At 46.0% G+C, this 14,874-nt stretch carries 13 protein-coding genes; 2 read left to right on the forward strand and 11 right to left on the reverse strand.

The genetic code is table 11. The annotated features are described in order from the left end of the window. Positions 1 to 5: 5 nt before the first annotated feature. The 9 genes from ACYVD4_RS08145 to ACYVD4_RS08185 form a co-directional block, all read right to left on the reverse strand. Positions 6 to 1,289: a sensor histidine kinase gene (locus tag ACYVD4_RS08145; RefSeq protein ID WP_460944270.1), complete on the reverse strand. Its 1,284-nt coding sequence runs from the start codon at positions 1,287 to 1,289 to the stop codon at positions 6 to 8. 189 nt (positions 1,290 to 1,478) lie between these two features. Then, a complete protein-coding gene (locus ACYVD4_RS08150; protein WP_460944272.1) occupies positions 1,479 to 1,844 on the reverse strand; it encodes a heavy-metal-associated domain-containing protein in 366 nt (121 codons plus the stop codon). A 63-nt stretch (positions 1,845 to 1,907) separates the two neighbouring features. After that, positions 1,908 to 3,401 carry a hypothetical protein gene (locus tag ACYVD4_RS08155; protein ID WP_460944274.1) on the reverse strand — a complete coding sequence of 498 codons (1,494 nt, stop codon included), beginning with the start codon at positions 3,399 to 3,401 and terminating at the stop codon, positions 1,908 to 1,910. Between the two features lie 62 nt (positions 3,402 to 3,463). Then, positions 3,464 to 3,820, reverse strand: a complete 357-nt coding sequence (locus tag ACYVD4_RS08160) for a four-helix bundle copper-binding protein (RefSeq protein ID WP_460944276.1) — start codon at positions 3,818 to 3,820, stop codon at positions 3,464 to 3,466. A 102-nt stretch (positions 3,821 to 3,922) separates the two neighbouring features. Next, the gene (locus tag ACYVD4_RS08165) at positions 3,923 to 5,044 is read right to left on the reverse strand and encodes a glycosyltransferase family 61 protein (protein ID WP_460944278.1); all 1,122 of its coding nucleotides are present in this window, start codon (positions 5,042 to 5,044) and stop codon (positions 3,923 to 3,925) included. Positions 5,045 to 5,079: 35 nt separating this feature from the next. After that, entirely contained in the window at positions 5,080 to 5,658 is a 579-nt protein-coding gene (locus ACYVD4_RS08170; RefSeq protein ID WP_460944280.1) for a helix-turn-helix domain-containing protein, read from the reverse strand. 5 nt (positions 5,659 to 5,663) lie between these two features. Further along, positions 5,664 to 7,943: a TonB-dependent receptor gene (locus ACYVD4_RS08175; RefSeq protein ID WP_460944282.1), complete on the reverse strand. Its 2,280-nt coding sequence runs from the start codon at positions 7,941 to 7,943 to the stop codon at positions 5,664 to 5,666. 73 nt (positions 7,944 to 8,016) lie between these two features. Continuing rightward, positions 8,017 to 8,466, reverse strand: a complete 450-nt coding sequence (locus ACYVD4_RS08180) for an HYC_CC_PP family protein (RefSeq protein WP_460944283.1) — start codon at positions 8,464 to 8,466, stop codon at positions 8,017 to 8,019. A 143-nt stretch (positions 8,467 to 8,609) separates the two neighbouring features. After that, positions 8,610 to 9,128 (reverse strand): DUF4494 domain-containing protein, encoded by a 519-nt coding sequence (locus tag ACYVD4_RS08185; protein WP_460944285.1) that lies wholly within the window; start codon positions 9,126 to 9,128, stop codon positions 8,610 to 8,612. Positions 9,129 to 9,403: 275 nt separating this feature from the next. Between ACYVD4_RS08185 and ACYVD4_RS08190 the strand changes: the two genes are divergently transcribed. Continuing rightward, entirely contained in the window at positions 9,404 to 10,786 is a 1,383-nt protein-coding gene (locus ACYVD4_RS08190) for an alpha/beta hydrolase family protein (RefSeq protein WP_460944287.1), read from the forward strand. A 318-nt stretch (positions 10,787 to 11,104) separates the two neighbouring features. Continuing rightward, positions 11,105 to 11,908, forward strand: coding sequence for a phosphatase PAP2 family protein (locus tag ACYVD4_RS08195; RefSeq protein WP_460944289.1), 804 nt, complete (start codon positions 11,105 to 11,107; stop codon positions 11,906 to 11,908). Between the two features lie 53 nt (positions 11,909 to 11,961). On the opposite strand, the gene ACYVD4_RS08200 is transcribed toward ACYVD4_RS08195, so the two are convergent. Together ACYVD4_RS08200 and ACYVD4_RS08205 are read right to left on the reverse strand one after the other, a co-directional pair. Beyond that, positions 11,962 to 14,001 (reverse strand): M3 family metallopeptidase, encoded by a 2,040-nt coding sequence (locus tag ACYVD4_RS08200; protein WP_460944765.1) that lies wholly within the window; start codon positions 13,999 to 14,001, stop codon positions 11,962 to 11,964. A 323-nt stretch (positions 14,002 to 14,324) separates the two neighbouring features. Beyond that, a complete protein-coding gene (locus ACYVD4_RS08205; protein ID WP_460944291.1) occupies positions 14,325 to 14,792 on the reverse strand; it encodes a hypothetical protein in 468 nt (155 codons plus the stop codon). Between the last annotated feature and the right edge of the window lie 82 nt (positions 14,793 to 14,874).

The raw sequence follows: 14,874 nt of genomic DNA on the forward strand, positions 1-14,874 counted from the left end.
TCGTATCAAATCAACTCAACCCCGTAATCAACCGGAAAGCGAATACGGAATATGGTTCCCGCTGGTCCGCCACCATTACTGCTACGTGTATCGACATCCATACTGGCATTGAGCAGTTCGCAAAGTTTTTTAACAACAAACAAGCCCACACTTTCGCCCGTCGATGCTAACGGTACTGGTCCAGGTTCGATTGGGGCGGGTTCCCGATCTGATCCGTACAAAACTCCTGTTGTTTCGTGAGCTGGTTTCAACGCTTCTGACAGCCAGACGGCTGCTCCGGGTGGTAAACCGCTGCTGCTATCCTGCACACTCAGCAGCCAACGGGTCTGATTGTCATGTAACCAGGTCACCGATATTGGTCCCGATCTTGTATTACGGAATGCATTACCTATTAGGTTCTGTACAATACGTTGCAACTTAACGGCATCTCCCTGTATCATAAGCGATTCCGGGCCATCAGCCTGTAGAATAATGTTACGTCCAGCAATAAGTGGCTGCGAGTTATGAACTACATTCCGAATCAGCTCTGAGGCATCGAATCGGGTTATATCGAGCATTTCTTCCCCCGCTTCCAGCCGGGCGAGATCCATTAATTCAGTGAGCAAACCAGTAGCCTGCACCGCATTCCGCTGCAACATTTCCAGCATCTGTTCGCGGTCGGAATCATCTGCGTTTTCCTGTTCCATCAGGCTAACAGCTCCTGTAATGATTCCCATATTTCCTCGTAAGTCGTGAGCCGCCCCGCGCAGGTACTCGCCCCTTTGCCGGCTCAGTTCATTTAATTCGTCGATTACCCGTTGCAGATTCGCGCTACGTTCAACAGCAGCTACCTGCTGTAATTTGTTGAACTGCAAAATACTTCCCCGTATAATATTTTGAATTAGTGAGGCAACGGTCCGATGTGCTTCGTGTATAACCCCAACCAGAGTCTGTTCCTGAAAAGAGGCAAATTTGCCGATTTCGTCATTTATGGCATTGTGTAGGTGAGCCAGTTCTGTCAGCACATCTACTAACGCATAGCCTTTGTGCCATCGATGCAACCCATGTTCTCCTGCCTTTTTAGACGCATCAGCTTCTTCGGCAACCTGCCTCATACGCTGATCCAGAATGTTCAATAGTATCGGAATCCGGTCATTAAACTCTTCACGGGTCATATTGTCGAGTACCGACAATGTTGGATCTTCGCTACAGCGGGCTCGCCAGTTGTTCAGCAATGGCTCTCGCCGATTAAATAAATATTCGGCTATTTTTTCCAGCATTCCGGCTGGTAGTGATTGATGGAACTCCATAAAAGTTTTCGGTGGTTTTTTCAACGTAGTGACTCAGAAGCTAATACTATTTTCGCCCTAATTTGTTATCTGCGCTCTTTTGGGAACCTCTTCAACTTTATCGAATGGCATCAATCCATTACGCATAGTTTAAACAAAAACGGCCCGACATCTGCAGATACCGGGCCGTTTTTGTTTAAACTATTTTGTTTATTGATGGTCCATTGAACCGCCTTTTTTGCAGCAGCTTGGCAGTTTGTTATACCCCACTTCATCAGCAACAACTTCGTCGGCATCGTATCCTGTTTTGCTGATATTTGCTTTCAATTTTGTTACGTCGGTTTTAGCTGGGTTATATTTAATTGTGACAACTTTCGATTTCACGTCTAACGTAGCTTCTTTCACTCCTTTTTCAAAGCCAAGATTCCGCTCGATACGGGCTTTGCACATACCACAGATGGCCGATGTTTTAATTTTTACTTCCTTGTCTTTATCATCGCCGGTGAGTGTACTGGCAAACGTAGTGCCCAGCAACAGCAAGGATGTCAGAACGGTTAAGAATAGGTTACGTAGCATAACGATAACTGGTTAATTGTGAATTGATAACGTAAATTAAAAAGAAATGGTGCCTGCTCGAAATTACATCCTATGCTTCCGGCCATGACCTGAACGATGCATCGATTGCATGGTCATCAGACTTGGCATCAGTCGTAGATAAATCTCACCCGATATCGGCATGGTTCCGTAAAACGATTGTAAAAAAGAATCTGGTATAGTACTGGTAATCTGTGCTCCAATGGCCAAATCTGTATTGTATGCCTGCGCAATTCGATAATTCATACCCAACGTAAGCGAATTGATCGTATAGGCCCGATGCAAAGCGGCTTCCGACATCGGAAAAGATAACGCCAGCCTTAACTCTTCCGGCGATTTACTTATGTTTTCATAGCGACCATACGCAGCCACTTTATTCCATTGCAAACTGCTTTCGGCCAGAAACGAGTTTTCGCCCTGCCCGTCATGGCTGTTACGTCCCCACACAAACGCGGATGTAACGTAGCGCTTTGGCCCTACGGCTTTACTATGCAAAATAGATGCCGTAGTCCGCGTTACGTTCTCTCCGGGGTGTAAATCTTCGGGGCTTTTTATAAATCCCTGCGAAAACTGCAATGCCAACGAAGGTGACGGATTAACGGACAACCGATATGAATAACTATCGAACCGGGGCTTATCTAAATTATATCGGTTCTCGTCGGGTTCCCGGCCAGTAAACGTCGATGCTTCCAACTTTGCCCATTTATAGCGAAGACCTGCGGTTGCTACTCCAAACAAAATATGCGTTGCATCCTGCCAATGGTGCCCTAATGGGGCATCAGGAATATTGACTGACGAAATTCGGTGCATGAAGGCGGGCGGGCCGAGGGCAGGCTCACCGGGGTAACCTACGTAACCAAACAGGTCTATGTCCTTGCTGATGGCATGGCTATAGCTCACAGACAGCTCTGAAAGCAAATCGTGCGGATGCTGTTTATCGATCAGCGGCTGTCCTTTATAACTTTCGCCCGTCTGGAATAATAATGGATAACCTCCCCTCCCTACTGTTAATGGATCGAGCGAAAGCATGGCCCGAATCTGCAAAAGACCTCGTTCCCCTACCTGCTTTTGCGCCATACCCATCACCCAGTTGGGAACTCCAAGTTGTTGACCGTATCCCCGTTTGTCGGGATTGTTGCCATTCTGGCGAGTATAACGCAGAAACAGAGCATAGTGCAGCATGTAGCTCCATCCTTTCTGATTCGGATGGCTCATGTAGGCATACATAGGCGTGTTGTCAGGATGCCACGACGTACCCGAACCGTTCCGATTCATCGGCAAATTCCGCGACAGACTGTGTGTCATACCCATGCTGGTATCCATCGTCAGACCATAGTTCAGCATAGCTCCGCTCCCATCACCACCCATCATATTGCCCATTTCATGATGCATCGAATGAGTTGATGCCTTGGTTGTATCTTTCTTCGGTTTAGGCGCTGGTGGTTTCTGGGTAGGTGTCGTAGATTCATGATGATGTTCATGCTGTGCCCAGGAAATACTGCTGAAGCCAAGCAGGAACATAAGTACGAATTTGTTCATTAGTTTGTTGTTTGATGCAGCAGGTGGCTTTCTTACTGAATAAAAAAACACCTGCAACGAATTTAGGCGCTTGCCGACATGGAGCGGCATTCTTCGGCGCAGCGACGGCAGGCTTCAGCACAGGCTTTGCAATGAGCATGATGGTCGGCGTGTTTTTCGCACTCCTTGGCACAAGCTTCACACACTTCCGCACAAAATACCATAAAGTCACGTGAGAAATCGGAGCCTCTAGCATCAAGTCGACCACAAAGTGTACAGATATCAGCACAATCGCGACAGAGTTTGATACAGGCTGTCATGTCGTGCCCTTTGCCATCTTTATCGCCCATTTCCAGGCAAGCCGTCAAACAGCGTTCGCAGGCTTCGGCGCAATTGAAACAGGTATCTACGTGATTATGAGCGTGGTCTATCGTTTCCATAAGTATGTTGAGTTATTCGTTGTTGACCACCGTTGGTCTTACAAAATAACTACCGATAGCCGATAGAGTTTTTACATAATTCCGGACCCGACTTACAAAAAACTAATCGATACTCGATATCTGCAAAAAGGTTTGGTCTAACACTTTTTCCAGATCGGCAATCGATACAAAAATATCTTCCTCTACATCATGCCGAACCTGACGCATCTGAATCACATGGTGATAGGCTGAGTAGTTAAGCCCCATTAACTGAGACAGATACAGAAAATGGTCGACAATGTAATTGGCAGAGAAAAGTTCAAAAAGATGTGTACCTGGTTCGCACCATATAATGTTGGTGAATGATGCCCCATGTGGACCAAGAATGAATGAGGCATTTTTATAGATGGCAACCTGCTCGGCTAGCGACCGGGGTTTGTCGTCAATAATCTGAAAATCATATTTATTCAGCAACTCAATCAGAGTTTCTTCATTAGCAATCTGCCGACGGCCAGACCGACGCACATAAATACGATTCCGCTCTGTCTGTTGAATGCCCAATTTACCTTCCACCTGTCGTTTCAAGGCCATAATATCGTCGGGGTGCGGGTAAAACCAATGGCCACTATTACCCATCAAACACTGCTCAAACTGAATTTCGGTCAGGCGGCTGTCGAAAACATGATCTGCTTTAAAACCGATTAATGACAGAAATTCGTTTTCATACGCCGTTTTAAAAAGTGGGTAAGCTACTACCGCTTTCGCAAAATCGGCGGATGTCATTGCATCTTTAATCCGGCATAGCTTGGCCGCAACCAGAATCACAAAATCATAATAGCCGCCGAAAATAACGCCATCTAAATGGTGTGTAAACGGCACAATCAGAATCGGACGTATCACTACGTTACGTTTGGGTGGCCTCAGGAAGTTTTTTACCAGATGATAATTATCGAAATCAGTGCAAAGTACATGTCCGTTAATCAATACACCTCCCTGCGATAACTGCCTCATACGTAACGATTTCCCTTCACAATTCCAGACATAGGCCGGAAACGATGCCGCCTTCTTCTGCTGAAACATATGCGTAGGCGTAACAGCCTGATTGAATACGTCAGGAAGAAAAACCTCAACGGATGGACTCACGCTGATTTGATACGTACTGAGAAAGGAATCGGTCTGCTCCTTGTTCAGCAACGTAATACGGAAAATCCGCATTAATCGGTAGAAGATTTTTCTTAACGACATATAAACTACCTGAATGACAGTACGTTTCTACTACGTTACTTCCCTTTTATTTCATCCAGACTCACCCGCTGCACCTTCGCCAGTTTCCGAAACTGCCCCGGTGTATGGCCGGTTACCTGCCGGAACTGATTGGATAGATGCTGTACGCTGCTATAACTCAACCGCCACGCGATTTCGCTTAACGTCAGTTCATCATAACGTAGCCACTCTTTTACCTTTTCAATTTTGAGGGCAATGATGTATTTCTCCAGCGTATGCCCCTCGCTGGCCGAAAACAACCCACTCAGATACGAATACTCATATCCCAGCTTCCGCTCCAGAAAAGTCGAATAATTCTCGGTTGACAAACGATCTCCTTTGAGATGCTGTATTTCGTTGATGAGCAGGATTTTAATATGCTCCACCAATGATTGCTTTTTATCGTCTACCAAATCGAAACCATTCGCCTGAAGCGTTTGCCTAACATCTTCTGTTGACTTATTTTCTGGCCAAACGGTCACGTCTACCTCGCCTAAATCCACTCTCTTCAAGGTAAGTCCCAATTTTTCAAGCTCTTCGCGCACAACCCGACGGCACCGGTCGCACACCATATTGCGAATAATAAGTGTTGTCATGGCGATTAATTTTGTGGTTTAAACCGAAAACCGGCGTAGATCATCTGTCCTGTAATAGGTCCCCATACCTGCGCTCCCGCATCGAATCGGGCACTAAATGGGTCGTTAGCTGCAATGATCGGATTTTGCTGACGGAATCCGGTCAGATTTTCGCCACCCAGATATACTTCCCAGCCGCTTCGAAATGCCCGGCTCACCTGCGCATTGAGGGTATAAAAACTCGGTGAAAGTTCGGTTGGCATGGCCTGATACGTTGTATGAACGTATCCTTCCCGCAAATACGGAATCCGACGAGGGCCATTCCACTGCAACGTAGCATCCACTTTCCATTTATCGTAGGGCAACGCGTAGGCAGCATTCAGCAATACCCGCTCGCGGCTGATCATCATGCGGGGAAGCAACCGTTCTTCGCCGAACGGCCCACCCATCGTCTGACGCACATCGAAAAGTCGATAAGCCGCTTTAACTTCCACCCGCTTAGCAGGTTGCACATTCAGTTCGGCCTGAAAACTATTAGCAAACGAACGAGCTCCTTTACCGGCATCGCTCAGATTATAAAAATAGAGTTCACCCGGATGTTCGATATCGACAATAAGCTGATTCTGGAAATCAGTCCGGAAATAATCGACCACAAACGAAGCCTTTTTACCCAGCAAATTGAAGTCATTGGAAAAGCTAAGTCCATAATTCCATGACGACTCGAACTGCAACACTTTACTAAAAAATACTGACCGCGCACTAACCAGATAGCCAAAATTCTCCGCAAATGGGTTGGCGCTCCGGAAACCCCGTCCGGCCGATGCCCGCAACGTAATGTTCTGGTTCAGGTTATATTTAAGATGCGCTCGTGGCGTTAGCTGCGTACCAAACAGATTATGAAAATCGATACGTCCACCCAGCACCAGCGTTAATTTTTCGGGATAGGTATAGGTATATTCCAGAAAAGCGCCCGGCACCGACTCAGTCCGGAACGTATTGAGCGAACGATAAAGCTCCTTATAGTCGTCGAGGATGTAGCTTAAACCGGCCTTGAAACTATTGTTTGTGGTGCCGATAATACTCTGATAAATCAGGTTAGCGTACAGCGTCTGCTGGCGACCCGCATACGGCACGTAGCCAAAATTTGCCGTTTGATCATGATGCACACCGTTCAGAATAAAGCCCAGACCTTTGTAGGGTTTATCAGGATACAGCTTCGCCGTTTTCGAGAAAAACTCCACCCGTTTCGTTACGTTCCCAAACTGATACCGCGAGTTTCCGAACCGGCTGAGTTGTCCGCCGTCACGATCTTCATACAACGCCTTAACGCCTACCTGTGCCATGAAGCGATCACTGCTGTATTTGTATCGGTTAACAGCGTTAACCTGCGTATATAGTGGTAAATCGCGGAATCCGTCATTGTTCTGATCCAGTTCAGTACGTAGTGTACTGGCATGGCCAAGTACCCCTACGCTCCATTTTTTGGAGATCGGTTTCGACCAGTTAACGTTCCCTTCTACCCGTCCAAAACTGTTGACATATCCGTTTAGAAATAACTTGTCTGTTGCGTCTGATTTCTGAAGTTCTACATTCATCTGACCACTCATCGACTCGTATCCGTTCACCACCGAGCCAGCTCCTTTACCTATGTCGATGCTGGTAATCCAGGTACCAGGAATATAATTCAATCCGAACGTAGTGGCCAGCCCCCGAATGGTCGGAATATTCTCTACGTTGGTTTGAACGTACTGGCCACCCAATCCTAGAAACTGAATTTGTTTGGCTCCCGTAACGGCATCACTGAACGATACGCTCACTGATGCATTGGTTTCGAAACTTTCAGATAGATTGCAACAGGCGGCTTTAGCCAGTGTTCGCTGGGAGATAAATTCGGTATGAATGGGATTGATCTGATCGATCTGTCCGGGGGCTCCGGTTACGGTCACTTCCTTCAACGTTCGTTCGCTACGTAGCGTTACAGTTACTACGTCGGCAGGATTGTTGATCGTTAACGTATCGGGTTGATAACCAACGTAGCTAATAACCAATTGCCGAACTGTTTTATGAAGCGGTACCTGAAATGCGCCATTGGCTCCTGTTAGCGTACCCGACGTAGTGCCTTTCCAAAGTACTGTAGCGCCCACCAACGGCACCCGGTTGTTATTCGCGATTTCGCTCACATTTCCCCGAATAATACGTGGACTCTGAAGTGAATCGTTGGCTTGGTTTATAGACTGATTTAAATCGGACTGCGCAAGAGCGGGTATAGATACCGCCACAGCAATCCAGAGGATAAAATAATGCATGAGTACATTGATTTAATAAAAGATAGCATAAGCCCATGAATAAATCACAAGCAAGTCTCTCAAAATCAACGTATCAAATTAGAAGGTTTTGCCCAAGCGTCAGAATCTGACGGCCAGAAAGTGAGGGAGGTGGAGGATAAACAGACGCAGAAACCGATGTTTCGTCAAAAACCCATTCGGTAACCCAGGCCAGAAAAGACACCATGCCCACAGCAACCAATTCAGTAACTGACTTAAGGCATTTTGCTACCAGTTGGCTCAGCGACGACGAAACATCGACGTTTTCATAAAACTGGCTATCCTGACAGCACTGATCCTGCTCTACCGATGTTTGTGAAGAAGGGATTGTTTTTTTATGCGTAGCACATTGTTTGGGCGGCTTCACGGTCGAAAAGACGCCCACCATTGTTTTTTTCTTTCCCCGCATCTGACATGAGTGCTCAAGAAGCCCAAAGCCCGTGCTGCTGAGCAGTACGATGCAGGCCATCAGAATATTGAACACTTGGAACAGACTACGTTTCATAATGGGACAAATATCTGTACGTAAGCTAATTCGAAGCAAGCGAATCAACCTCAAACCCCGAATTATGTAAAAATGATTAATGGATAATGCAAAAATGAGTTACGCCACAGCGTCATTTTACATTATCCATTAATCATTTTTCACTAAATCGTTTCTGGTTCGGGGCTAACCAATTCGCTCAGTGGGCGTAGGTTACGCGACGCTTCTTCTGAGTATGGGAAAATATCGAGAATCTTCGTGATGTTCACATCAGTAATTTCAAACGGGTCGAGTGCGGTTCGTAAGCTTTGTTCCACACGTTCGTAAGCCTGTAAGGGATTTTCGGCATTCACCAGCATTACACTCGGCGTTTTCTTTTGCTTGCCACTCCGTTCGTCTTCTGTAATAAACATGGCCTTCACCTTGAACCAGGTTTCGCCACCATCTTCATTGTGAAAAACATCCGCCAGTTTCATCCGATTGATGTTCGTAATTTCGAAATCAGGCGTATTGGCCGCAATTTCCTGATACAACCGGCTTTCGGCATCGGTATAACTAACGGCATCGACCAGATAGGCTTCCGTTACAGCTTTTTGCTTGATAAATTCTTCATTTCGGCTACCCACGTTCGAGTCGTCGATAGGCTGCTGATAGCGGATTTTTCCGAGAAACCAGTTTGGCATTTTTATGGATTTTGATACAACTAAAGAACAAAAATATAGTGGCAAAGGTGCCGAAAAGTGGCGTCAAAAACCAGTATATTATCGGTGTATCTATCGAAGGGACTCACTAAATTTTCGAATGTCTGTCTTGCTTGCGTTGCTCTCCCAGACCACTTATAATTCGACTCATTCATCCCGATTTAGACAATCAAAGGCTAGTAACCTCTCCAAACTTATTGTATTATTGTAAATTACCCCACATTGGTTTATCTCCCGGGTCAGCTTATCAATTCTTCATGAAAAAAGTTTCTCTTTTTCTTCTCACACTTCTAACAACCTTGTCAATTCAGGCACAGGACGTAACGGGACAGTGGTTTGGCACTTTACGTATTCCAGGCAATCAGCAGTTACGGCTTGTATTCAACGTAGCAAAAACCGACAATGGGTATTCAGCCACGATGGATAGTCCCGATCAGGGAGCCAAAGGTTTACCCGCTACGTCGGCTACGTTCGAAAATGCTACGCTTACTGTTTCGTTAAAAAATTTCGCAATCAATTATACTGGCGAACTCAAAGGCGATAGCATTGTAGGTACCTTTAAACAAGGGGCTCTCTCGCTCCCCATGACACTTTCGAAGAAAGAAATCGAGAAGAAAGTTGTCGTCAGGCCACAGGAACCTGTAAAACCTTATCCCTATTACTCAGAAGACCTTAGTTTTACCAATACAAGTGCCAATATCACATTGGCCGGTACGTTGACTCTACCAAAAAAGGACGGCGTTTTCCCGGCTGTTGTACTGATCTCAGGCAGTGGCCCTCAGAATCGTGATTCGGAATTAGTGGGGCATAAACCGTTTCTGGTGCTGGCCGATTATTTAACCCGTAATGGTATTGCCGTGCTACGGTACGATGACCGGGGAACGGCTCAATCGAAAGGCGATTTCAGAACCGCTACGTCGGCCGATTTTGCTACTGATGTAGAGGCAGCCATTACGTACCTGAAAACCCGAAAAGAAATCAACCCCAAACAGATTGGGTTAGTGGGTCATAGCGAAGGAGGAATGATTGCACCAATGGTTGCTCAACAAAATAAGGATGTTGGTTTTATTGTTTTGCTGGCTGGCCCCGGAACTCCCATCGACCAGTTGATGCTGACCCAACAGAAATTGATTGGCAAAACATCAGGCATGAGTGATAGTATGCTTCAGAAGGCTCAGGAAATCAATAAAGAAGCTTTTGCCCTCGTCAAAAAAATAACTAATACCGATTCGCTAAAACGCGATTTAATGCTGTATTTCAATACGTTGGAATCTGACACATCGTCAACGGGTAAGCAACGTACCAAAGCGCAGGTCAATCAGCTTAGCAGCCCGTGGATGACGTATTTTCTACGGTACAATCCAGCCGTGGCATTGGAGAACGTAAAATGCCCGGTTCTGGCACTAAACGGGGAAAAAGATTTGCAGGTTGAACCGAACGACAATCTTGCCGCGATACGTAACGCACTGACTAAAGCCCGTAACAAGAACGTAACAATCAAGGTATTCCCAGGCCTGAATCACTTGTTTCAGGAATCTAAAACAGGATTGCCCGCAGAATATGCTACGTTAGAGCAGACATTCTCTCCAATTGCTATGACTGAAATAACCAACTGGATTCGGCAGCAGACGAACAAGTAGCAAGTTGAACGTACTAGAATGTAAGTAAAGCATTGAAAATACAGTAGGTTATTTTTTGTCATGCTTCCGCTCCGGCGGTCGGCTGCGTCGGCATGACAAAAGTGCCACTATAGAATACTCTAAACTATTTGTGCTTGAGCACTTAACATGATCATTTTAGGCAATCCGCTTTCGGTAAGTATTACTTAGCGCATAACCTCCTATCAGATTCTGCAACCTTCATGAAACGTGACAATTTGCCAAAACTTCGGTCTAACGCAAATTAATACGAATACGTATTTTCTAAGTAGAAATACGTTGCATTTAACTCCCAATTTCATGAAGAAAGTTGTAGTATTTTTGAGTTACGTTTTATTCACATTTTCTGTAAACACGTATGGCCAATCGCCTTACAAAACAAGCTGGAAGAAAGATGGACTATTGATGGTAGGTATTGCAGGTGCCTCATTTATAGCTTCAGATATGAGCGATAAAGTTACCCCACTCAACGAAGAAGAGATCAAATCCCTGTCCCGTTCGTCGGTAAATAGTTTCGACCGGGGAGCCACCTACAATTTTTCACCTTCTATTGACAAGTCTAGCAATACAGTGGTGTTTTCAGTAATGGCAGCTCCTATCGTTCTCTCGCTGGTTGATTCAAAAGTCAGGCGAGATATTGGAAAGGTTTCGCTAATGTATCTTGAAACAACTCTGTTATCAACTTTTCTGCCTTCTTTTGGGAAAGGTGGTATGCCCCGAACGCGTCCATTTCTATACAATACGGACGTTGCCATGGCCGAAAAAATTCACCCAGATTCCCGGCGGTCTTTTTTCTCTGGACATACTACCTGGGCTTTTGCATCAGCCGTTTTTCTTTCAAAAGTATTCAGCGACTACCACCCAGAATCCCGGTTAAAACCTGTTATATGGATTGGCTCTTTGGGGGCCGCCAGTGCTGTAGGCTATATGCGCTATGCATCAGGAGCACATTTCCCGACCGACATTCTGGCCGGAGCAGCCGTTGGTACACTTATTGGCTTTGGCATTCCAGCCATCCACAAAATCAAAAGCGACCGACTTAGCATCACTCCGGGCGGGTCGTTCGAAACTCCTGTAGCTCTTCAGATACGTTACAAACTATGATTGTAATTCTCTAAAACAAAGAAGCCCTTTCGATTCGAAAGGGCTTCTTTGTTTTAGAGAATCAGACCGCTACGTCGTAGCATTGCTTTTGGCGATGGTTCGCGCCCCCGGAATTTCTTGTACAGTTCCATGGGCTTTTCGCTGCCCCCTTTTTCGAGTACATTCTTGCGGAAGCTATCGGCAGCTGCTTTGTTGTCCAGACCACCTTTTTCTTTGAAGAATTCAAAGGCATCAGCATCAAGCACTTCGCTCCATTTGTAGCTGTAATAACCAGCCGAGTAACCACCCGCAAAGATGTGCGAGAACCCCGGACTAATGGCTGTGCCCTGTACTGGCGGGAACAAGTTTGCTACGGAATCGACTTTGTTTTCAACTTCAGTTACGCTTTCGCCAGATGGTTTATTACCATGATAATACATATCAATCATCCCTAAACGTAGTTGACGCATATTTGCCAAGCCTGCCAGAAAGTTCTGACTCGCCCGGATTTTTTCAACCAGCTCGTTTGGAATCACTTCGCCGGTCTGATAGTGTTTAGCAAATAGTTTCAGTGCTTCGGGATCATAGCACCAGTTTTCCATCACCTGCGAAGGCAATTCCACAAAATCACGCGGAACGCTGGTACCACTCAGGCTTTCGTATTTACCATTGGCAAGCATGCCGTGTAAACCATGCCCAAACTCGTGGAACAACGTAGTGACTTCATAAAATGTCAGCAGCGATGGTTTCGTCTCGGTTGGACGGGTGAAGTTGCAGACATTGACAATGTGCGGACGAATGTTCTCGCCATTCTCGATTTTCTGTCCCTGCACATCGTTCATCCAGGCCCCGCTACGTTTTCCCTGACGTGGGAAATAATCGCCGTAGAACACCGCCAGAAACTTACCGTTTTTATCGAATACGTCGAACGTTTTTACTTCCGGGTTGTAAATTGGAATGTCTTTGCGCTCTTTGAACGTAATACCATATAGCTTATTAGCTACCGTAAATACACCATCCAGTACGTTCTCGAGCTTGAAGTAAGGCTTCAGCGTTTCATCGTCGAGGTCGTATTTTTCCTTTTTCAGTTTTTCGGAATAATAGCTATTGTCCCACACCTGTAGTTTATCATCCGTAAAGCCATGCGCTTTGGCATAGGTCGTTAGCTCACCAAGCTGGCGTTCAGCAGCCGGGCGTGCATACGTAACAAGTTCGTTCAGAAAGGTTTGCACTTTATCTTTCGAACCGGCCATACTTTCTTCGAGTACAAAATCGGCATGAGTTTTATAACCTAACAGATTAGCCCGTTCGTAACGTAGCGCAACGGTTTTCTGAATGATAGCCGAGTTATCGTTTTTATCGCCGTGGAAGCTCCGACTGTTGGAAGCCAGAAATAATTTCTTCCGCAGTTCCCGATTGTCGGCATACTGCATGAATGGGCCATAGCTTGGAGCCTGCAACGTAAAGGCCCAACCTTCTTTGCCTTTCTGCTTTGCTGTGGCTTTAGCCGCTTCACGGGCAAAATCGGGTAAACCAGCCAGTTCTTTTTCGTCGGTGATCACCATCAGGTAATCATTTGTTTCATTCAGTACGTTCTCGCCAAACTGCAACGAAAGTTGCGACATTTCTTTGTCAATGGCACGAAGCCGTTCTTTACCTTTCGCATCCAGGTTAGCCCCATTTCGCGAAAAACGTTTATAGGCTTTTTCAAGCAGCATGGCGCTTTCGGGGTCAAGTTTCAGGCTGGCACGCTGTTCGTAGACCGCTTTGATACGGGCAAACAGTTTTTCATTCAACGTAATATCGTTGCCATATTCGCTGAGCAAAGGCGACGCTTCTTTTACAATTTTCTGAAGCTCAGGGGTTGTTTCAGCACTGTTCAGGTTAAACAACACAGACGCAACTTTTCCGAGCAAATCACCCGACCGTTCGAGCGCAACAATCGTATTGTCGAAGGTTGGTTTGGCCGGATTATTAACAATGGCATCAACGTCTTTACGTCCCTGCGCCAGCCCTTCTGTAAGAGCAGGCATATAATCGGCATTCTTAATTTTGTCGAAAGGAGCCGTTTGGTGGGGGGTCGTGTAGGGTACTAGAAATGGATTTTGCGACATTTTAGGCTGCGAAGGCGAGGGCTGCGCAAACGCCGTTGTGGCAATTGCGGCCAGCAAAACGCCGATTTGCTTGATTCGTTGATGACTGAACATACAGTTTTGTGAAATGAGTTTCCCCGAAACATACAAAATAAAGGCATTTTATACAACCCTTTGTTGCACAGACGGTTATATAAAATGACAAATGGTATTTTGGGTAAAAAAGCGATTTATTGCCGAGAAATCAGAACGTAACGTATCAGGTTTTGCTGGTAATGAAGCAGTTAGACATAAAAAAACAGCCAGCCAACTGGCTAGCTGTTTTCACCACTCCCTTCTCTTGCTCAATAGCCATATGGGTTTCGATCATAACCACGTCCATTGTCATAACCGCGTCCATTTCCTCGTCCACGACCGGCCATACGTTCGTAGGGGCGCATCCGGTCAATAACCCGGTCGCGCTGGTCGGGACGTAGCACCGCCATCATATCGAAAAATTCCCGTTGACGAGCTTGCCGTAGAAAATCACGCTGGCGTGGGTCGCGTGGATTTACGCTCTGGGTTTGCTGGTTGAACCGATCACGCACGCGCCGGATTTCCCGTTCCTGTTTTCTCGACAGATTCAACTCGCGATCCCACCAATCGAGGTGACGATCAAATTGATAATCATCGTAATCGTAATTGTAATTCGGCTGATTATATCCCGGTTGCTGTGGGTAGTTGTTGGGATTGGGATAACCGTAGCGTTGGGCCGAAGCACCGGTCGAGAGGAGAACAACCAGCAGTGCGGTTGTCATCAGGAGTCTTTTCATGGTTGTATACTGTTTCAGGTTGTATTTGTCTCTTTGAACAGATCGCCACGAAAAGGTTTAACTTTTTATTCAAATATTTCCA

Source organism: Spirosoma daeguense, assembly GCF_054776875.1.